Source organism: Paractinoplanes rhizophilus (genome assembly GCF_042664765.1).
GTDB lineage: Bacteria > Actinomycetota > Actinomycetes > Mycobacteriales > Micromonosporaceae > Actinoplanes > Actinoplanes rhizophilus.
Genome location: NZ_JBHTBJ010000001.1, coordinates 322,458 through 340,875, shown reverse-complemented (window position 1 = coordinate 340,875; position 18,418 = coordinate 322,458). Strand labels below are relative to the sequence as shown.

The 18,418-nt window shown below is 73.3% G+C and carries 17 protein-coding genes and 3 tRNA genes; 13 read left to right on the top strand and 7 right to left on the bottom strand.

Annotated features, from left to right (window positions below):
- Positions 1-186 precede the first annotated feature (186 nt).
- From ACFQS1_RS01495 to ACFQS1_RS01480, 4 genes are all read left to right on the top strand, one after another.
- Positions 187-259, top strand: a tRNA-Gly gene (locus tag ACFQS1_RS01495).
- A 10-nt stretch (positions 260-269) separates the two neighbouring features.
- A tRNA-Leu gene (locus ACFQS1_RS01490) sits at positions 270-342 on the top strand.
- A 10-nt stretch (positions 343-352) separates the two neighbouring features.
- Positions 353-425: transfer RNA gene (locus tag ACFQS1_RS01485), tRNA-Leu, on the top strand.
- A 175-nt stretch (positions 426-600) separates the two neighbouring features.
- On the top strand, positions 601-1,350 hold the full coding sequence (locus ACFQS1_RS01480; RefSeq protein WP_378964022.1) for a sulfite exporter TauE/SafE family protein: 750 nt from the start codon (positions 601-603) through the stop codon (positions 1,348-1,350).
- Positions 1,351-1,488: 138 nt separating this feature from the next.
- Here the strand turns inward: ACFQS1_RS01480 and ACFQS1_RS01475 are convergent, their stop codons facing one another.
- Positions 1,489-2,922: a DHA2 family efflux MFS transporter permease subunit gene (locus ACFQS1_RS01475; RefSeq protein WP_378964021.1), complete on the bottom strand. Its 1,434-nt coding sequence runs from the start codon at positions 2,920-2,922 to the stop codon at positions 1,489-1,491.
- A gap of 76 nt (positions 2,923-2,998) precedes the next feature.
- Between ACFQS1_RS01475 and ACFQS1_RS01470 the strand changes: the two genes are divergently transcribed.
- Together ACFQS1_RS01470 and ACFQS1_RS01465 are read left to right on the top strand one after the other, a co-directional pair.
- Positions 2,999-3,547, top strand: coding sequence for a TetR/AcrR family transcriptional regulator (locus ACFQS1_RS01470; protein ID WP_378964020.1), 549 nt, complete (start codon positions 2,999-3,001; stop codon positions 3,545-3,547).
- Between the two features lie 15 nt (positions 3,548-3,562).
- Positions 3,563-3,790 carry a hypothetical protein gene (locus tag ACFQS1_RS01465; protein ID WP_378964018.1) on the top strand — a complete coding sequence of 76 codons (228 nt, stop codon included), beginning with the start codon at positions 3,563-3,565 and terminating at the stop codon, positions 3,788-3,790.
- Here the strand turns inward: ACFQS1_RS01465 and folP are convergent.
- Complete coding sequence (folP, locus tag ACFQS1_RS01460) at positions 3,787-4,584, bottom strand: dihydropteroate synthase (protein WP_378964626.1); 798 nt, start codon at positions 4,582-4,584, stop codon at positions 3,787-3,789. The genes ACFQS1_RS01465 and folP overlap by 4 nt on opposite strands.
- Positions 4,585-4,713: 129 nt before the next feature.
- Between folP and ACFQS1_RS01455 the strand changes: the two genes are divergently transcribed.
- Complete coding sequence (locus ACFQS1_RS01455) at positions 4,714-5,652, top strand: TIGR03557 family F420-dependent LLM class oxidoreductase (RefSeq protein WP_378964625.1); 939 nt, start codon at positions 4,714-4,716, stop codon at positions 5,650-5,652.
- A 43-nt stretch (positions 5,653-5,695) separates the two neighbouring features.
- Here the strand turns inward: ACFQS1_RS01455 and ACFQS1_RS01450 are convergent, their stop codons facing one another.
- Positions 5,696-6,166, bottom strand: a complete 471-nt coding sequence (locus ACFQS1_RS01450) for a MarR family transcriptional regulator (protein ID WP_378964017.1) — start codon at positions 6,164-6,166, stop codon at positions 5,696-5,698.
- Between the two features lie 71 nt (positions 6,167-6,237).
- On the opposite strand from ACFQS1_RS01450, the gene ACFQS1_RS01445 reads away from it, so the two are divergent.
- The gene (locus ACFQS1_RS01445; protein ID WP_378964016.1) at positions 6,238-6,903 is read left to right on the top strand and encodes an NAD(P)-dependent oxidoreductase; all 666 of its coding nucleotides are present in this window, start codon (positions 6,238-6,240) and stop codon (positions 6,901-6,903) included.
- Here ACFQS1_RS01445 and ACFQS1_RS01440 read toward each other — a convergent pair.
- Positions 6,897-7,520: a CG0192-related protein gene (locus ACFQS1_RS01440; protein WP_378964015.1), complete on the bottom strand. Its 624-nt coding sequence runs from the start codon at positions 7,518-7,520 to the stop codon at positions 6,897-6,899. The two genes, ACFQS1_RS01445 and ACFQS1_RS01440, sit on opposite strands and share 7 nt — an antisense overlap.
- A gap of 275 nt (positions 7,521-7,795) precedes the next feature.
- Between ACFQS1_RS01440 and surE the strand changes: the two genes are divergently transcribed.
- On the top strand, positions 7,796-8,557 hold the full coding sequence (gene surE, locus ACFQS1_RS01435; RefSeq protein ID WP_378964014.1) for a 5'/3'-nucleotidase SurE: 762 nt from the start codon (positions 7,796-7,798) through the stop codon (positions 8,555-8,557).
- Between the two features lie 16 nt (positions 8,558-8,573).
- Here the strand turns inward: surE and ACFQS1_RS01430 are convergent, their stop codons facing one another.
- Complete coding sequence (locus tag ACFQS1_RS01430; protein WP_378964013.1) at positions 8,574-9,110, bottom strand: TetR/AcrR family transcriptional regulator; 537 nt, start codon at positions 9,108-9,110, stop codon at positions 8,574-8,576.
- An 88-nt stretch (positions 9,111-9,198) separates the two neighbouring features.
- Here ACFQS1_RS01430 and ACFQS1_RS01425 point away from each other — a divergent pair, with 88 nt between their 5' ends.
- The 4 genes from ACFQS1_RS01425 (at position 9,199) to ACFQS1_RS01410 (ending at position 13,568) form a co-directional block, all read left to right on the top strand.
- On the top strand, positions 9,199-10,386 hold the full coding sequence (locus ACFQS1_RS01425; protein ID WP_378964012.1) for a thiolase family protein: 1,188 nt from the start codon (positions 9,199-9,201) through the stop codon (positions 10,384-10,386).
- A 30-nt stretch (positions 10,387-10,416) separates the two neighbouring features.
- Positions 10,417-12,642, top strand: coding sequence for a S9 family peptidase (locus ACFQS1_RS01420; protein ID WP_378964010.1), 2,226 nt, complete (start codon positions 10,417-10,419; stop codon positions 12,640-12,642).
- 66 nt (positions 12,643-12,708) lie between these two features.
- Positions 12,709-13,059: a hypothetical protein gene (locus tag ACFQS1_RS01415; RefSeq protein ID WP_378964009.1), complete on the top strand. Its 351-nt coding sequence runs from the start codon at positions 12,709-12,711 to the stop codon at positions 13,057-13,059.
- Entirely contained in the window at positions 13,059-13,568 is a 510-nt protein-coding gene (locus ACFQS1_RS01410) for a glycosyltransferase (protein WP_378964008.1), read from the top strand. Before ACFQS1_RS01415 ends, ACFQS1_RS01410 begins: the two co-directional genes overlap by 1 nt.
- Positions 13,569-13,639: 71 nt before the next feature.
- Here ACFQS1_RS01410 and cydC read toward each other — a convergent pair whose 3' ends face one another.
- Entirely contained in the window at positions 13,640-17,440 is a 3,801-nt protein-coding gene (gene cydC / locus ACFQS1_RS01405) for a thiol reductant ABC exporter subunit CydC (RefSeq protein WP_378964006.1), read from the bottom strand.
- Positions 17,437-18,417 carry a cytochrome d ubiquinol oxidase subunit II gene (gene cydB, locus ACFQS1_RS01400; protein ID WP_378964005.1) on the bottom strand — a complete coding sequence of 327 codons (981 nt, stop codon included), beginning with the start codon at positions 18,415-18,417 and terminating at the stop codon, positions 17,437-17,439. Before cydB ends, cydC begins: the two co-directional genes overlap by 4 nt.
- Position 18,418: the final 1 nt, after the last annotated feature.

Sequence of the window (18,418 nt, the reverse complement as noted above, 5' to 3'; positions counted from 1 at the left end):
GAGAGAACGATGACACGGCACATCCCGACGGGTCCGCAGCGGCGCACGCCGCGCGGCCGGGGTGTCGTGACCGGCCTACGAGGTCTTCCGCTGCTCCTTCCGGGACGGACGCGCCGCTAGCGCACGCCGGCGTCAGCCGAGCCGCCCTCCCGGAAACCGGGCCGGGCGGTTTTCTTTTTGTTTCCCGCGGTTGTAGCTCAGCAGGCAGAGCGCCACCTCGCCATGGTGGAGGCCACCGGTTCGATCCCGGTCAGCCGCTCGTACGAAATGCCCTCGTAGCCCAACGGCAGAGGCACGACGTCGAGAGCGTCGACGGTGCGCGTTCGAATCGCGCCGAGGGCACGGCACACCCGCCCGGGTAGCCCAACGGCAGAGGCACGCCGCTCAGGACGGCGCAAGTGCGCGTTCGAATCGCGCTCCGGGCACGAAACAAAGCGGAATGCCGGAGCGCCGGCCCGAATCCGGCCGGCCCGGCGCCCATGGAGCTCCGCGGACCGCCGCCCGCACACGGCGGAGGTCCCTGGCGTGGGCACAGTGGCCGCGGCTCAGCAGGCCAGAACACCCAACGCGACCAGGGCTGGGGCCGGATAGGGTGGCCCGGTGCAGCCGGGCAACGCGATCCTGCTCGCGCTCGGCGGGGTCGGGGCGGGGCTGACCGGCTCGATGGCCGGCCTGGCGTCGCTGGCCAGCTATCCGGCCTTGCTGGCCGTCGGTATCCCACCCATCGCGGCCAACGTCACCAACACCGTGGCCCTGCTGTCCACCACGATCGGCACCGCGGCCGGCGCCCGCCCGGAGCTGCGCGGGCATCGCGATCGGCTGGTGCGGCTCTCGGCCGTCGCGGCGGTGGGCGGGCTGGCCGGGGCGGTGTTGTTGCTGGCGACGCCGTCGGAGGCGTTCGAGCGGATCGTCCCGGTGCTGATCGCGCTCGGCGCGGCGCTCCTGCTGCTGCGGGATCCGCTGCGCCGGTGGGCGGGGCACTGTTCGATGGCGCCGCCGTTGCTGGGGGCGGCGGTTTTCCTGATCGGGGTGTACGGCGGATATTTCGGCGCGGCCGCGGGCGTGCTCATGCTGGCGGTGCTCTCGGTGGCCGCGACCGAGCCGCTCCCGGTGACCAACGCGGTGAAGACCATCGCCCTGGGCGCGTCCAACCTGGCCGCCGCGGTCATCTATGCCGTGGTGGCGCCGGTGCACTGGCCGGCGGCCGCGTTTCTCGCCGCAGGGTGCCTGCTCGGCAGCTGGCTGGGGCCGGCGCTGGTCCGCCGCACCCCGGAACGCCCGCTGCGGGCCGCGATCGCCGTGGCCGCCCTCGGGCTGGCCGGTTATCTGTGGTGGCGTGCCGGCGGCTGAGCGGGACGCGGATTATCTGTGGTGGTGAGCCGGCGGCTGAGCGGGACGCGGCGAGAGCCACCGAGAACCCGGTCACGCGCAACGCAAAAAGCGGCGCCCGCCGAAGCCGGAACTTCGGCGGGCCGCAACTTTCGCCGGTCAGGCGTCGATGCTTTCGACGGCGGCGGGAGTGGCCCGGCGGGGGAGCCACAGCGCCACCATCGCCCCAGCGGCCACGATCGCGGCGCCCACCAGCACGGCCGGCCGCAGACCGTCGACGAAACCTTCGTGGGTGGCGTAGTTGCCGTACGAGGAAAAGATCGACGCCAGGGCGGCGACGCCGACCGCCACGCCCAGCTCGCGGATGGTGTTGTTGGCGCCGGAGGCGACGCCGCGCTGCTGCTCGGTCACGCTGGCCAGGGCCATCGTGCTGATCGGCGCGAAGGTCAGGCCCATGCCGACGCCGGCCATCACGAACGCGATCACCAGGTCGCCGTAGCTCACCGTCGCCGAGGTGGTGACGCCGATCCAGAGGATCGCGCCGGCGAGGAGCACCTGGCCGGCGAAGATCAGGTTTCGCTGGCCGATGCGGTCGCCGAACAGGCCGGCCAGCGGCGCGACGACCATCGGCGCCATCGTCCACGGCAGCGTGCGCAGGCCGGAGCCGAGCGGGCTGAGTCCCTGCACGACCTGGAAGAACTGGGCGAGCAGGAACACCGCGCCGAACGTGCCGGCCGAGAAGGTCAGCGTGACGATGTTGACGAGGCTGAAGCCGCGCGAGCGGAACAGCGAGAGCGGCAGCATCGGGGTGCGGTTGCGAGCCTGCCAGGCGACGAAGGCCACGATCAGCACGCCGCCGGCGATCAGCATGGTGAGCACCCGGGCGGAGCTCCAGCCGTGGTCCGGCCCGTCGACGACGCCCCAGATCAGCAGCAGCATGCCGGCGGCGGAGAGCACCAGGCCCAGCGGGTCGAGCCGGCGGGCGCCGCCGCGGGACTCGTCGAGCACGGTTGCCGCCAGCACGATCGCCACGACGCCGACCGGGACGTTCAGCCAGAAGATCCAGTGCCAGTCGAGGCCCTCGACGACCGCGCCGCCGACGACCGGGCCGACCGCGACGCCGAGGCCGCTGATGCCGCCCCAGATGCCGACCGCCGCGGTGCGCATCCGGTCGGGCACCGCCTGCGCGAGCAGAGTCAGGGCCAATGGCGCGACCGCCGCGCCGCCCAGGCCCTGGATCGCCCGGGCCGCGGTGAGCTGCCACGACTCGGTGGCCAGGCCGGCGGCGGCCGAGGCGAGCGTGAACACCGTGATGCCGAACAGAAACATCCGGCGGCGGCCGATGCGGTCGCCGAGCGCGGCCGCGGTGAGCAGGAAGGCGGCGAAGGGCAGCGTGTACGCGTTGACGAACCACTGCAGGTCCGTGAGGGACGCGTTCAGGTCGGTGCGGATCACCGGTAGCGCGGTGCTCACCACCAGGTTGTCCAGCGTGACCATGAAGGTGGGAATGCCGACCGCGGCCAGCACGGCGGCCAGCGGTCGGGTGGCGCGGCCCCGCGAGGGCGGTGCCGGGCGTACGGCGGTGGTGGTCATGGGTTCGCTCCCCGAAGTTGTTATCGACTGATAACTTCGTTTGCACACGTTAGTTATTCGCTGATAACTTGTCAACATGACCCGGACACGTCTCACCGCGGAGGAGCGTCACGAGCAACTCGTGACGGCCGCCGTGACCGCGTTCAGCCATGGCGGATACGCGGGCACCACCACCGACCAGGTGGCGCGGCTGGCCGGTGTCTCCCAGCCGTACGTGATCAGGATCTTCCGCACGAAGCAGGAGCTGTTCATCGCGGCGGTGAACCGCGCGGGCGCCCGGATCGAGGAGCGGTTCCGGCGGGCGGCCGCCGCGGAGCCCACCCTGGAGAGCCTCGGCGAGGCCTACAACGACCTGCTGGCCGAGCGGGAGCTGATCACGCTGCTGCTGCACGGCTTCACGGCCAGCGCCGACCCCGCGATCGGCGACCCGGTGCGCGCCTGTTTCGGCCGGCTCTACGAGGTGGTGCGCGAGCTGACCGGCGCGAGCGCGGAGGAGGCGCGCGACTTCTTCGCGATCGGCATGCTGCTCAACTGCCTGGGCGCGATGCGGGTGGTGGGGCCGGATCCGGTCGCGCGCAGCCCGTGGATGACCGACCTGCTAGGCACGTTCGACCACGACATGTGAGGGTAATCGGCTTGCATGAGCAGTGATGAGCAGACCGTTCACGGAGCCAGCACCGACCAGCACATCACCGGCCGCGAGGAAGAGGAAACTTTCCTCACCGACGAGCCGCCGACCGCCACGACGCCGGCCAGCGGCAGCAGCAACGCCGGCATCAACAAGTTGCGCGCCAACCAGCAGGAGCCGGAGGCGCAGAAGTTGCGCGCCGGCCAGCAGGAGCAGAGGTCGGAGGCGGAGCGCCGCTAGACGTTGTGCCGGGTGTAGGCGGGCGGCCGCCATCCGAGGATCGCCTCGGTCATCCGCACGGCGCCCACCGTGGCGACCACGTCGTGCACGCGGACGATCCGGGCGCCGTGCAGAATGCAGAAAACCACCGCCGCCAGGGTGCCGGCGAGCCGGTCCGGCTGGGCCGCGTCGAGGGTCTCGCCGATGAAGTCCTTGTTGCTGACCGCGGCCAGCATCGGGTACCCGACCGCCGCGATCTCGTCGAGGCGCCGGGTCAGCTCGAGCGAGTGCAGCGTGTTCTTGTTCAGGTCGTGGCCGGGATCGATGATGATCTGATCCGGGCGGACCCCGCGATCGAGCGCGACCCGTACCCGGTCGCGCAGGAACGCGGCGACCTCCGCCGCCACGTCGCCGTATCGCGGGCTGGGCCAGGGCGTACGCGGCGGCGCCAGGCTGTGCGTGATCACCAGCTGCGCGCCGGTGCCCGCCACCGCGTCGGCCATGGCGGGGTCGCGCAGCCCGGACGTGTCGTTGATGACGCCGGCGCCTGCCTTGATCGCCTCGGCGGCGACCTCGGGGCGGAACGTGTCGACGGAGACCACGGCCAGGTCGCGCGCCTTGATCACCACCGGCAGCACCCGGTCGATCTCCTCGGCGGCACTGACCTCGGGCCCCGGCGCGAACGGCACCCCGCCGATGTCGATCCAGTCCGCGCCGGCCTCGGCCGCCCGCTCCACCGCCGACAGCGCGTGATCGAGCGCGAAAGTTCTGCCCTTGTCGTGGAAAGAGTCGGGCGTCCGGTTGATGATCGCCATCACCGCGACCTGCCGTGCGAAGTCGAATTCCCGCCCGCCGATCACCCGCACGCTGTGCTCCTCGCCCACGGTCGCCGAGGGTAACAGCAGACGGGTTTGGGCTGATCCGGCCGGGGAAACGCGGTGAGAATGAGACTGGGATACAAGCTCGCGGCCGAGGCTTTCGGGCCCAAGGAGCTCATCCGGCAGGCGGTCCGCGCCGAGGAGTGCGGCTTCGACTTCGTCGAGATCAGCGACCACTACCACCCGTGGCTCGACGTGCAGGGCCACTCGCCGTTCGCCTGGTCGGTGCTCGGCGCGATCGCGGCCCGGACCCAGCGGCTGGGCCTGGCGACCGGCGTGACCTGCCCGACGGTCCGCTACCACCCGGCGATCATCGCGCAGGCGGCGGCGACGCTGGCGATCATCTCCGATGATCGCTTCACGCTGGGCGTGGGGTCCGGCGAGCGTCTCAACGAGCACGTGGTGGGTCAGGGCTTTCCCGGCGTACGCGACCGGCACGCGCTCCTCGCCGAGGCACTCGAGATCATCAACCTGCTCTGGCAGGGCGGATACCAGTCGTACCGGGGGGAGTACCTGTCGCTGGAGGACGCCCGGGTTTTCGACCTGCCGGAGAAACTTCCCGCGATCGCCGTCGCGGCCGGCGGACCGAAAGCCGCCGAGCTGGCCGCCACGCACGGCTCGGGACTGTTCGCCACGGAACCCCGCGCCGACCTGGTGGAAACTTTCGCCGCGGCCGGCGGGAGCGGCCCGAAATACGTGGAGATCGCGGTGGCGTGGGCGCCGGACGAGGAGGACGCCGTCCGGGCGGCCCACGAGACCACCCGCTGGTCGGTCCTCGGGTGGAAGGTCATGTCGGAGCTGCCCAACCCGGTGAACTTCGAGGCCGCGTCAGCCGTGGTGCGGCCCGGCGACGTACGCGGGAAAATGGTGACCGGCCCGGACCCGCAGCCGTACCGCGAAGCGATTGAAACCCACCGCAAGGCCGGTTTCGACCACATCGTCCTGATGAACTGCGGCCCCGACCCCGACGGTTTCCTCGACTTCTGCGCGAAAGAACTGCGCTGACAGTCGCGGAAACTTTCGCTGATCGATCCGGAAACTGTGCCGGTCAGCCCGCCAGTCCCGCGGTCGCGTCGTTTCCGGCGGCGGCCGCACGCTGCAGGAAGTCGAGGATGACCGCCAGCTCCTCGGCGCTGTAACCGGCGCAGACCTCGTCCATCGCGTCGCTCATCCCGGCGTACAGGCCGAGGACCTCGCGGCCGCGCCCCGGCGGCGTCCGCACCACCACGGCCCGCCGGTCGCCGGGATCGCGGTCGCGGGTGACGAAGCCCGCCTTCTCGAGGCGGTCCAGCACGCCGGTCATCGTCGCCGGGTGCAGCCCGGCCAGCTTCGCGAGCGTCCCCGGCCCCAGCGGGCCGTGCCGGCTCAGCAGGTTGAGGCAGTCGAAGTCGGCGTCGCGCAGCTTGAGCCGGGCGCCTACCTGGTGGTTGAGCAGGGCGAGCTGCAGCGACGTGTCGCGCAGCGCCTGCTTCACGCCGGTCTCGAGCCGCCGCCGGTCCCGAGGTGTTATGGAAGTCATACGATACGAACCTCAAAGGATGATGTTATGGTTTCCATATTATCTGAGTAGTACGGCCAGGGGAGGACATCATGCGGCTCACCATCGTCGCCGCCACCGGCGGGATCGGGCGGCACCTGCTGCGGCAGGCCATCGAGGCGGGCCACGACGTGACCGCCGTGGCCCGCAGCCCGCAGAAGATCGCCGACCCGGTGCGCACCGCCTATGCGGATCTCGCCGCGCCCGATGTGGACGAGCTCGCGGCGGCGGTCAAGGACTCCGACGCGATCCTCTCCGGCCTCGGCGCGCGCACGAACGCCGAGGCCGGCGTGGCCTGGCGTGGCACCGAAGCCCTGGCCGAGGCCGCGCGGGCCGCCGGCGTCCGGCGCCTGATCGTGGTCAGCGCCGCCCCGATCGGCACGGTGCCGTCGCCGGCCAACCCGCACCCGCCGCGGCACGACCCCGGCGACGGCTTCGTCATGCGCCACCTGGGCGCGCCCTTCGCGCGGCGCATGTTCCGCACCCACTACGACGACCTGGCCCGGATGGAGGACGTGGTCCGGGCGAGCGACCGGGACTGGACGATCAGCCGTCCGCCCAAGCTCACCGACGGCCCGCTGACCGGCCGCTACCGCACGGCGCTCGACCGCAACGTCCGCGGCGGCTTCTCGATCTCCCGCGCCGACGTGGCTCACCACATGCTGGCCTGCGTCACGATGCCGGAGACGATCGGCCACACGGTCGGGGTGGCTCAGTAGAGCACGGCCAGCACCGTCGGAGGCTGGCCGGCCCACGTCGCGACCAGCGACAACGGCCCCTCGGCCGGATCCGCCGACAGCACGCGGCGCACGTCGAGACGGGCGGACTCGGCCACCACCACCGCTGGGTCGCCGTCCTCGACGCGGACGAGCCGCCCGGCCGGGGCCGACTCCGGCGCCATGCCGGTGCCGCGGACGGTCATCGACGCCTCGCGCTGCCGCGGCCCGTCGGGTGTCTCGACCATCTCCGGCGCCTCGCCGCCGCCCGTGCGGATCGCCGTGGTCAGCGCCTCCACGTAGACCGGGTCACCCACCGCGTCGTACACCCAGCGGGATCCGAGCACCGAATGCTCCAGCGTCCCCACCAGGAAGAAGTCGCCGTCATCCAGCGGCGCGCCCCGGTACGTCATGGGCACGTGGACCAGCGGGCCGTCCGCGCCCGACCGGACCACGAAAATCTCCACCCCGACCTCGCCCGCCGGGTCGTCGAACCGGCAGGCCGCGATCCGCCGCAGCCCCGGCGCCTCGTCGGCGGGATACCAGTGGCGGCCGGGCAGCCAGGCCTCCAGCAACTCGAGCTTCGTCGGGGTGAGCGTGGCCTGGTGGATTGTCGCCATGGCCTCGGACTCTAAGCGATCCGAAGCGATCTTCCCGGGGCGGCCCGGCGGTGCTCCGGCACAGCTCGCCCGGTCGCCGTCCGCCGGAAACCCCGTCCGCATTGGAGCGGCTGTGTGAAATTCCCGGGCTCGCGCGTCGAGATCCACCGGCCTCCTGACGTAGTCTCTGCCCACCAGGACGGTCGGGGGGTGCGCATCGCGATGGACGATTTCGGCCGCACGATCGTCGCGGCGGTGACGGCGCCGGGCTGCCCCGCCGGCCGGAAGGCGGCCTGATGCGCATCCTGGTCACCAATGACGACGGCATCTCGTCCCCCGGCCTCGAAGTGCTGGCCGCGGCCGCCCGGTCGGCGGGGCACGACGTGGTGGTGGCGGCGCCGGCCACCGAGTACAGCGGCATGAGCGCGGCCCTGGCCGCGGTGACCGACCAGGGCCGGGTCGTGATCGACAAAACCCCGCAGGGGTACGCGGTGGCGGCCGCCCCCGCATTCATCGTGGTCATCGCCGTTCTGGGCGCCTTCGGCTCGCCGCCCGACCTGGTCCTGTCGGGCATCAACCCGGGCGCGAACGCGGGACGCGCCGTCCTGCACTCGGGCACGGTGGGCGCCGCCCTGACCGCCGCCGCCCGGGGCTGCCATGCCATGGCGGTCTCGCTGGACTACCTGGCCGCCCAGGGCGAGACCCTGCACTGGGAGACGGCGGGGCGGGTCGCGCGCGACCTGCTGGACCGGGCGGCGGCCGCGCCGGCCGGGACGGCTCTCAACCTCAACGTGCCCAACCTGCCGTCGGTGACCTCGCTGCGGGAGGCGCGGCTGGCCGCGTTCGGGCAGGTGCAGATCCGGATCCTCGAGTCCGGCGACGGTTTCGTCCGCACCGATTTCCTGCAGACGGGCCGGCGTCCCGATCCCGGCTCCGACCTGGCGCTGCTGGCCGAAGGGCACGCCACGCTGACCGTGGTGCGGCCGCCGTCCGAGGTCGCCGACCAGGCGATCCCGCACCAGCGCCGGCCGGCCCCCGACAACACCACGCTGGAGTGAGCGGCCGCCGCGCTCGTCAGCCGACCAGTTCCCGGGCCCAGTCGACGGCGACCCGCGGCGCGGTGCCGGTGCCGGCGTAGAGGGCGTCGATCAGCAGCCAGATCCGATCGGCTGTCACGGGCGGGGCGCCGAGCTCGGCGACCAGGTCGTCCACCTGCCGCCGGGTGTCCCGCAGGTACGTCCGGGCGACCCGGGCCGGCTCGTCGTCGCCGTCCGGAAACTCGGTGAGGTAGTTCCGGAAGGCGCAGCCGCGAAAGTTCTCCCGCCCCACCCACGCGGCAACCTCGCCGACCAGCGCGACGAGCCGCTCGCCCGGGTCCGTCGCCGCCAGGGCCTTCGCCGCCGCCTTGTCGCGCTCGGCGCGCACGCCGCGCAGGTAGGCCGCGACCAGCGCTGCCTTGCCGGGGAAATGCCGGTACAGCATGTTCTTTCCGCAGCCGGCCGCCGCGATCACCTCGGCCGTCCCGACCGCCCGGACGCGGTTGACGTAGAACAACTCGGTCGCCGCCCGCAGGATGCGCTCGCGCCCCGCCGGATCCTCCGCTCGTGCCACGAGTGACAAGTTTAACGGACCGGTCGGTCCGCCGAGCGCCTAGTATCGGACCGACCGGTCCGTCGCCGACCAGCCTTGGAGGCAGGCCATGCGAGATGCCGTCATCGTCGACGCCGTGCGTACCCCGATCGCCAAGGGGAAACCGAACGGCGCCTACCACGACATCCACCCCGTCGCCCTGCACGCGCACGTCCTGCGCGCCCTGATCGACCGCAACCCGGGCCTCGATCCGGCGGAGATCGACGACGTCATCGGCGGCACCGTCGGCCAGGTCGGCGAGCAGAGCCTCAACAACACCCGCCTGGCGGCGCTGGCCGCCGGCTTCCCCGAGTCGGTGCCGGGCGTCACCGTCGACCGGCAGTGCGGCAGCAGCCAGCAGGCCTTGAGCTTCGCGGCTCAGGGTGTCATCGCCGGGGCGTACGACGTCGTGATCGCCTCCGGTGTGGAGTCGATGTCGCGCGTGCCGATCGGCTCCTCCGCGTACGTGAACGGCAGCCGCGCCGACGTCGGCGGCCCGGACGTCGCGCGGCGGTTCGGCGGCCGCCTGATCCCGCAGGGGGTCAGCGCCGAGCTGATCGCCCGGCAGTGGGAACTTTCGCGCGCCCAGCTGGACGAGTTCTCCGCGACCAGCCACCAGCGGGCCGCCGACGCGTGGAAGAGCGGCAACTTCGAGGCGCAAGTTTCCCCGATCAACGAGCTCGCCGTCGACGAAACTGTCCGGCCGGGAACGACGCCCGAGATCCTCGGCGGGCTGCGCACCTCGTTCGAGGACGCGCGCTGGGAACAGCGGTTCGGGCCGATCGAGTGGAAAGTCACCGCCGGAAATTCGAGCCCGGTCAACGACGGTTCGGCGGCCCTGTTGATCACGACCAGTGAGATCGCCCGTCAGCACGGATGGCGACCGCGGGCCCGTGTCCACACCGCGACCGTGGTCGGCGACGATCCCATCCTCATGCTCACCGGCATCATCCCGGCGACCGCGAAGGTTCTGCACCGGGCCGGCCTGCGCCTCGCCGACATCGACGCCTTCGAGGTCAACGAGGCCTTCGCCGCCGTCGTGCTCGCCTGGCTGGCGGAGACCGGCGCTGACCCGGCCAAGGTCAACATCGACGGCGGTGCGGTCGCGCTCGGGCACCCGCTGGGCGCGAGCGGGGCAAGACTGGCCACGACCCTACTGTCCGTGCTCGAGCGCACCGGCGGTCATTACGGACTGCAGACCATGTGCGAGGCCGGCGGCACCGCGAACGCGACGATCCTCGAGCGTCTGGGCAGGTAGGAACCGCGCGCTTGCGGGAGACTGGCCGGCATGTTCGCCGCGAAGATGCCGGAGTATCCGAGCCTGCTCGCCCGTACCCAGCGTTTCCGGCTCGGCCGGCCGCAGCGCGTCACCCTCACCCCGGACGGCCGGCGGGTCCTCTTCCTGCGCTCGCGCGGCGCCGAGGACCCGGTGCGCTGCCTGTGGCAGCTCGACCTGGAAACCGGGGCGGAGCGCGTGCTTGCCGACCCGCTTTCGCCCGGCCCGCTTTCGGTTGGCGGCCCGGTTTCGCCCGGGGATTCGCTTTCGGTTGGCGGCCCGGTTTCGCCCGGGGATTCGCTTTCGGTTGGCGGCCCGGTTTCGCCCGGGGATTCGTCTTCCGTTGGCGGGACGGTTTCGCCCCGCGGTCCGCTTTCGGTTGGCGGTTCGGTTTCGCCGGGCGCGGGCGAAACCGCGCCTTCGGCGCAGGAGCGGGCCCGGCGGGAGAGGGCCCGCGATCAGGGTTCCGGCGTCGCGGCCTACAGCTTCGATCAGGACGTACGGCTGGTCGCGTGCACGATCGGCGAGCAGCTGCATCTGGTCGGCATGCGGACCGGCACGGTCACCCGGCTGGGGGCGCGCGGCCCGCTCACCGACGCGACTATCAGCCCGGACGGCGCCCACGTCGCGTACGTGCACGACGGTGAGCTGCGGCTGATCGGCACCGACGGCGACGACGACCGCCCGCTGGCCACCCCGGAGGGCCCGGCCGTGACGTACGGGCTGGCCGAACACGTCGCGGCCGAGTCGATGGAGCGCCACCGCGGCCACTGGTGGTCCCCGGAGGGCGACCGGCTCGCCGTGGCCCGCGTCGACAACTCGCCGGTCGGCGTCTGGTATCTGAGTGACCCCACCGATCCGTCGGCCCCGCCGACCGCGCAGCGCTACCCGGCCGCGGGCACCGGCAACGCGATCGTCGACCTGTGGATTTTCGCGGTGGACGGGCGCAAGACGCGGGTGGACTTCGGCTGGGACGAGTACGAGTACCTGGTCGACGTGGTCTGGGACGCGCACGGACTGATGGCGGTGTTGCAGAACCGCGCGCAGACGGTGCTGCGGACCGTCGCCGTCTCGCCGGAGACGGGCGAGACGAGAACCCTGGCCGAGACCCACGACCCGGCCTGGACCCAGATCGTCCCCGGCGTGCCCGTGCGCACCGCCTCGGGCGCCCTGATCGCCACGGGCGACATCGGCGAGACCCGCCATCTGACCGTGGACGGCGTCCCGGTCACACCGGCCGGCCTGCAGGTGTACGAGGTGCACGGCGTCGACGGCGACACCGTGCTGTTCGCCGCCACCGACGAGCCTACCGAGCGCCATCTCTGGACGTGGTCGGCGGCCGGCGGCCTCGACCGGATCACCTCGGCGCGCGGGTGTCATTCCGGCATTCGTACGGCGGGCACGACCGCGATCCTCGGCGCCACGCTGGACGGACACGCGGTGACGGTCGGCGGCCGGACGATCAAGGATTTCTCGGCCACTTCTCCCGTCGTACCCGAAGTGAATTTCCTCAACGCCGGTGAGCGTGAGTTGCGGACGGCCGTGCTCCTGCCCGCCGGATGGCGGGGTGAGACGCTCCCGGTGCTGATGGATCCCTACGGGGGCGCGGCCATGCAGCGCGTCGTCGCCGACCGCGACTATTACTACGCGTCGCAATGGTTCGCCGACCAGGGTTTCGCGGTGATCGTGGCGGACGGGCGCGGCACGCCCGGCCGCGGGCCACGCTGGGAGCGCACCATCCACGGCGACCGCTCTACTTTCCTGCTCGAGGACCAAGTTGCCGCGCTGCACGCCGCCGCGGGGCAGTTCCCGCTGGATCTGTCCCGGGTGGGGATCCGCGGCTGGTCGGCCGGCGGCTATCTCGCGGCGATGGCGGTGCTGCGCCGGCCGGAAACTTTCCACTGTGCCGTCGCCGGGGCGCCGGTCACCGACATGTGGCTCTACGACACGCACTGGCAGGAACGTTTCCTCGGCGATCCGCGGCTCGATCCGGCGGCGTACGAGAACAGCTCGCTGCTGCGCGACGCGCCGAAACTGTCCCGGCCGCTCATGCTGATCCACGGCCTGCGGGACGACAACGTCTATCCGGCGCACACGCTGCGCCTGTCGGCCGCGCTGCTCGCCGCCGGGAAGCCGCACACCGTGCTGCCGCTGCCCGGGGGCAGCCATATGCCGCCCGGTGTCGACCTGCTCACTCCCGAGCTGATCTTCATCCGGGACGGTTTGGGCATCGCCTGAACGGACCCCGGGTCAGCACTCCACAGTGGATTCGCGGAAGCGCTGACCGGTCTACCGTCTCGGCCCATGCGCGTGCTTCTCGTGACCGGCAGCGGTAGTGCGCTGCTGGACCTCCTCGCGATGCGGCCGTGGTGGGAGCGGTACGACACGTCGTGGGTAGCCGTGGCCGCCGCCGACACGACGAGCGCATTGGCCGGCCACCTGGTGACGTGGGTGCCCTCGCCGGCGGGCCCGTGGCGCGCGTACCGCATATTGCGTAAGTCCCGGCCGCACCTGGTGGTGTCCGCCAGCCCACCGGAAGCGCTGCCGTTCTTCCTGGTCGCCCGTCTGTCGCGGGTGCCGGCGCTGTGGATCGGGACGCCGTCGTGCCGGGCCGCTCGCCTCGCCCGGGAAACTTTCGCGGGAGAGCTGTACTGATGGCTCGTCTGCTGGTCACCGTCGGCATGGGATCGTTCCCGTTCAACCGGTTGGTCGCCGCAGCCGCGCCGCTCTGCGCCTACCACGACGTTTTCGTGCAGACCGGCACGTCGCCGGTGACGCCTCCCTGCCCGCACGCCCCCTACGTGCCGTTCGCCGAGATGCGCGAACGGCTCGCCGAGGCCGACATCGTCATCACCCACGCCGGCCGCGGCACGATCCGCCTGGTGCAGCGCCTCGGCGGCGTGCCCGTCGTGGTCGCCCGCCGGCGTGCGTTGGGCGAGAGCCGATCCTCCCACCAGGAAAGTTTCTTGCGCTCCGCGGAACAGACCGGCCGGCTGCGCGCGGTCTGGGACGTCGCCTCGCTGCCTGCCGTGGTGGCCTCGCACGGCGAAACGGCGGCGCGGTTGGCGGCGAGCCGCCCGCTCCCGCCGGTGCTTGCGCCGGAGGAGATGATCGCCGCGCTCGACGAGATCGCGGTCCGCCTCCGCGGCGGGCCGCTGCCGTAACGCCGTCCCGGTCCCGCCGCCGTCTCGTCCGGCTGTGCTGTGCCGATCTCGCCGCGTGCTGAGCCGTGCCGTTACGCTGCGACGCCGGCCGCCAATGCCGCCGGTGCCTGGAGGTCGATCACCCGATCCATCCGGTCGAGGCCCTCGGTGCGGTGGGTGAGCAGCAGGACCGTCGGCCCGCCCGTCGCGTCGAGCAGGTCGGCCATCAGCGACTCGGCGAGCTCGGCGTCGAGGCCCTCGGTGGGCTCGTCGAGGATCAGCAGCTCCGGTTCGGCGAGCAGCGCCCGGGCCGTGGCCAGGCGGCGCGCCTGGCCTCCGGACATCGTCGTGCCGCCGGTGCCGAGCCAGGTGTCCAGGCCGTCGGCCAGCGTCGCCAGCCAGCCGTCGAGACGGACCCGCCGCAGCACGGCCCGCAACTGGTCATCGGTGGCGTCCGGCCGCGCCAGGCGCAGGTTCTCCCGGACGGTGGAGGCGAACACGTGCCCGGTCTCGTCGCCGACCAGCACGATCCGGCCGCGTACGTCCTGCTCCGGGAACGCCAGCAGGTCCCGCCCGCCGGCCGTGATGGTTCCGGCGCGCGGGTCGAGCAGGCGCGCGACGACGGCACCGAGGGTCGACTTGCCCGACCCGGAACGCCCGACGACCGCGACCCTGGACCCGGCGGGAAGGTCGAGGTCGAGATCCCGCAGGACGGGTTCGCGCTCGGGATCCCAGCCCGCGCTCAGCCCGCGGATCGCCACCGAGCCGATCGCGCTGGGGACCGGTGTTGCCCGGAGTCGTGCTCCCGGTGCGGGCGCCCCACCGGGTGTCCGCGTCTCTCCGGGTTCCGGAGTGCGGGCCGGTACGCGGGCCGGGAAAGTCGCCGGGGCCGCGGACTTCGTCAGCTCGGCCAGGCGGGCGGCGGCGCCGGCGTCGCGGCGGCGGGCCACTGCGGTGTCCGGGAGGGTCAGTACGGTTTCGCCCAGGGCGACCACGGCCAGGAGAACCACGGCGGTCCACTCGGCGGAGAGCGCCGCGGCATGGGTCAGGGCCCACGCGGTTCCGGTCGCGGCGATGCCCCAGCCGAGGTGGGCGATCGCGGCGGCCCGGCCGGCCGTGTTCGCGGCCCGGGACTCCAGGCGGAACAGGGCTCGGCTCCGCTCCGCCGGGACCGGGCTGCCGGCGGTCAACTCCTCGATGCCGTCGACGGTTTCCACCATGGAGTCGCGGAGCCGGGCTCGGGCGGTCGCGGTGCCGGCGTCCTCGCGGGCTGCCTGGCGGGCGGCGACCGCGGGGGCGATCACCGCCGAGACCAGGAGGCCGGCGGCCAGCGGGATGGCGATCGCGGGCGCGACGGCCACGGCGGTCACGGTCGCCACGGCCAGGGTCACGGCCGCGGTGAGCGCGGGCAGGCGGCCCCGCAGCAACCCGTCGACCCGGGCGTCCACGTCGTCGACGACCCGGGTGAGCAGGTCGCCGCGGCGGCGCAGGCGCGGGCCGGGCACGCGGGGGATCAGCGCCGCGTAGACGCGGGCCCGCCGCTCGCCCAGCCGGGCGAAGGCCACGTCGTGGCCGACGAGACGTTCCACATAGCGCAGCAGCGGCCGGGCGACCGCGCTGCCGCGCACCAGCACCACGGCCGCGGAAAGCGTGAGGACCGGCGGCAGCGTCGCGGCTCGCACCAGCAGCCAGGCGGCGGCCCCGGTGAGCAGGATCCCGGCGAGCGAGGATCCGCTGCCCAGCGCCACCGCCACCGGCCACGACAGAGCGCGCCGGCGCCCGGCGGGACGGCCCGGGGCAGCGGGAGGCCCGGCGGCCGGCTCCGGGCGGGTCGTCGACGCCGCGAGTCCCGGCCGGGGCGCGTGGGCGGGCGGAACGAGATCGGTGTGGGCAGGCGCGGCGGGGTGGGTGTGTGCGGGTGCGGCGGGGTGGACGTGTGCGGGTGCGGCGGCGTGGGCGATGGCTGGTGCGGCGAAGCCGGCGGCGGGGGGTGCGGTGAGGTGGACGACGCGGTCGGCCGCAGCCAGGAGTGCTGGGCGGTGGGCGACCACCAGGACGGCGGAGCCGGCGGCGGCCGCATCGCGGAGGCGGGCTATCACCAGGCGTTCGGTGCCGGCGTCCAGGTGAGCGGTGGGCTCGTCGAGGAGCAGCGTCGCGGGCGTGGCGCTCGCCTTCGCCAGCACGGCCGCCAAGGCCAGACGGTGCCGCTGGCCGGCGGACACGCCGGTGCCATGTTCGCCCAGCGGAGTCTCGGGTGTCAGATCGCCGGCCAGGCCGACGGTCGCCAGCGCGGCCTCGGCGGCGCCCGTGGGGAACAGGTCGGCGACCACGCGGGCGTGCGGGAGGGCCGGCCGCTGCGGCAGGTAGAGGGCGTCCGGCGCGGTGAACTCGCCCGCCGAAGCGGGGTGCAGGCCGGCCAGGACCCGCAGTGCGGTGGTCTTGCCCGCACCGGACGGGCCGCGCAGGGCGACGATCTCACCGGGGGCGACGGCCAGGGCGGGCAGCGAGAGCGCTTCGACGGTCGCGCCGAGGTAGCGGGCGCGCAATCCGGAAGCCGTCACGCCGACGCCGTCGTTTCCGGAACCGGAACCAAAACCAGGGCCGGAACCAAAACCAGGGCCGGAACCAAACCCAGGGCCGGAACCAAACCCAGGGCCGGAACCGGAAGCGGAACCAGGGCCGGAACCGGAACCATGGCCAGGGACAGGGGCGGGCGCGGCGGGTACGGCCGGGAGGGTGAGGACCTCGTCCACGTCGGCGATGACGGCGGTGGCGTCGGTGGCGGCGTGGTAGCGGGCGGCCATCTCGCGCAGCGGACGGTAGGCCTCGGGCGCGAGCAGGATCACCAGCAGGGCCGGGGCCAGCGCCAGGTTGCCGGACGCCACGCGGAGACCCGCCTCCACCGCGATCAGGCCGACGGACAGGGTGCCCACCAGATCGAGCGCGGTGGACGACAGGAAGGCCACCCGCAGGACCCGCAAAGTCGCGGAGCGGTGCCTGTCGGTCAGCTCGGCGATCACGGCGGTCTGGCGGTCGGCGCGGCCGAAGATCCGGAGGGTGGGCAGGCCCTGGACGACGTCGAGGAAGTGGCCGGCCAGGCGGGCGTCGGCCTGCCAGCGGGCGCGGGCGCGGGCCGCGGTGGCCCAGCCGATCAGGGCGCCGAGCAGCGGGATCAGCGGGAGGGTGGCCAGGGCGATCAGCGCCGACGGCAGATCGACCCAGGCCATGACGAGGATGACCAGCGGGGGAAGGGTCACGCCGAGGATGACCGACGGGAGGTAGGCGCCGAACCACGGGCGCAGCGACGCGAGGCCGGTGGTCAGGACGGCGGTGAGGCGGCCGGGGCCGAAGGCGGCCACCCAGGCGGGGCCGCGGAGGGGGAGGGCGCGCAGCATGCGGCGGCGCAGGGTGTCCGTCACCCGGGCGGCGGTGCGGACGGCCACGACCTGCTCGGCCCAGGAGAGGAGGGCGCGGGCCACGTACGCGCCGGCCAGCAGGGCGGGCGCCCACCAGCGTGGGGCCGCGACCAGCAGGGTGAGGGCGACCGCCACGACCAATGTGGACACCGCCTGACCGGCGCCCAGCCCGGCCAGCGCGACGACCCCGCCGCCGGCATGCCGAAGCAGCCGCGGGTCGACCGGGCCGCGCCGCCCGGTGCGGCGCGGGGTGGCCGAGCCGTCGGACCGGCGTTGGACTGCGGCCGGGCCGTCGGAAGGGCGTTGGGCGGAGGCCGGGCCGTCGGACGGGTGTCGGGCGGAGGCCGGGCCGTCGGAACGACGCTGGGCACTGGCCGGGCCTTCGGGCAGATGCCGGGCGGTGGCCGGGCCCTCGGGCACGCGGCCACCGGCGGCGGCCCGGGCCGTGTCGCCGAGGGCGACGTCGGCCGCGGTCATGATGGGACCCGTTCGCTGGCGACGCGGCGGCGGAAGACGAAGTACGAGTACGCCTGGTACGCCAGCACCCCGGGCAGGATGATGACGCCGAAGACCGTGAGCAGGCTCAACGCCGATGGGGTGGCGGCGGCCGCGGACATGGTCAGGGACCAGGAGCCGTTGAGGGTGCTCGGCAGAACGACGCTGCCGTTGGCGGTCAGGACGGCCACGACGGCGCCCGCCACGCCCACCACCGTGGTGGCGAAGGCGAGGGCCTCGCGGCCGTGCCGGGCCAGCAGGCCGGCGGCCAGCGAAAGAGCCGCGGCGGCGAGGACCGTGCGGGACGCCGTACCGAAACCGATCAGCACCAGCGCGACGGCGCCGCCGGTGCCCAGCCACCGCGCCAGATCGCGCGCCCGGCGGCGGACCGGTCCGCTGGTGCGCAAGGCCAGGAAAGTTGCGCCGAGCAGCAGCGCGGCGAGCAACGCGGCGCCGGCGCCGACGAGGGACTGCCAGGTCAGGACGGGGGAGAGGCTGCGGTTCAGGCCCGAGCCGGTCACCGAGCCATCGGGGCCCAGGGCGAGGCCGCGGACGAAGACGGTGAGCAGCGCGCCCCACAGCAGGACGATCGCGGCGGAGCTCACGGCCAGGAAAATGTCGCAGCGGCGGCGCCAGCGCTCGCCGTCGCCCTTGCCGCGGAACTCCAGCGCCACGCCGCGTACGGCAAGGAGGAGAAGCAGCACCGCCACCGGGAGGTAGAGGCCGGAAAGCAGCGCGGCGTACCACGCGGGAAAGGCGGCGAAAGTGACGCCGATCGCGGCGACCAGCCACACCTCGTTGCCGTCCCAGAATGGGCCGATGGTGCGCACGATCGCGCCGCGCTCGTGGTCGTCGCGGCCGAGCAGTGGGCCGAGGACGCCGACACCGAAGTCGAAGCCCTCGAGCACGAAGAACAGCACCCAGGCGAGCACGACGACCGAGAACCAGAAAGTGATCACG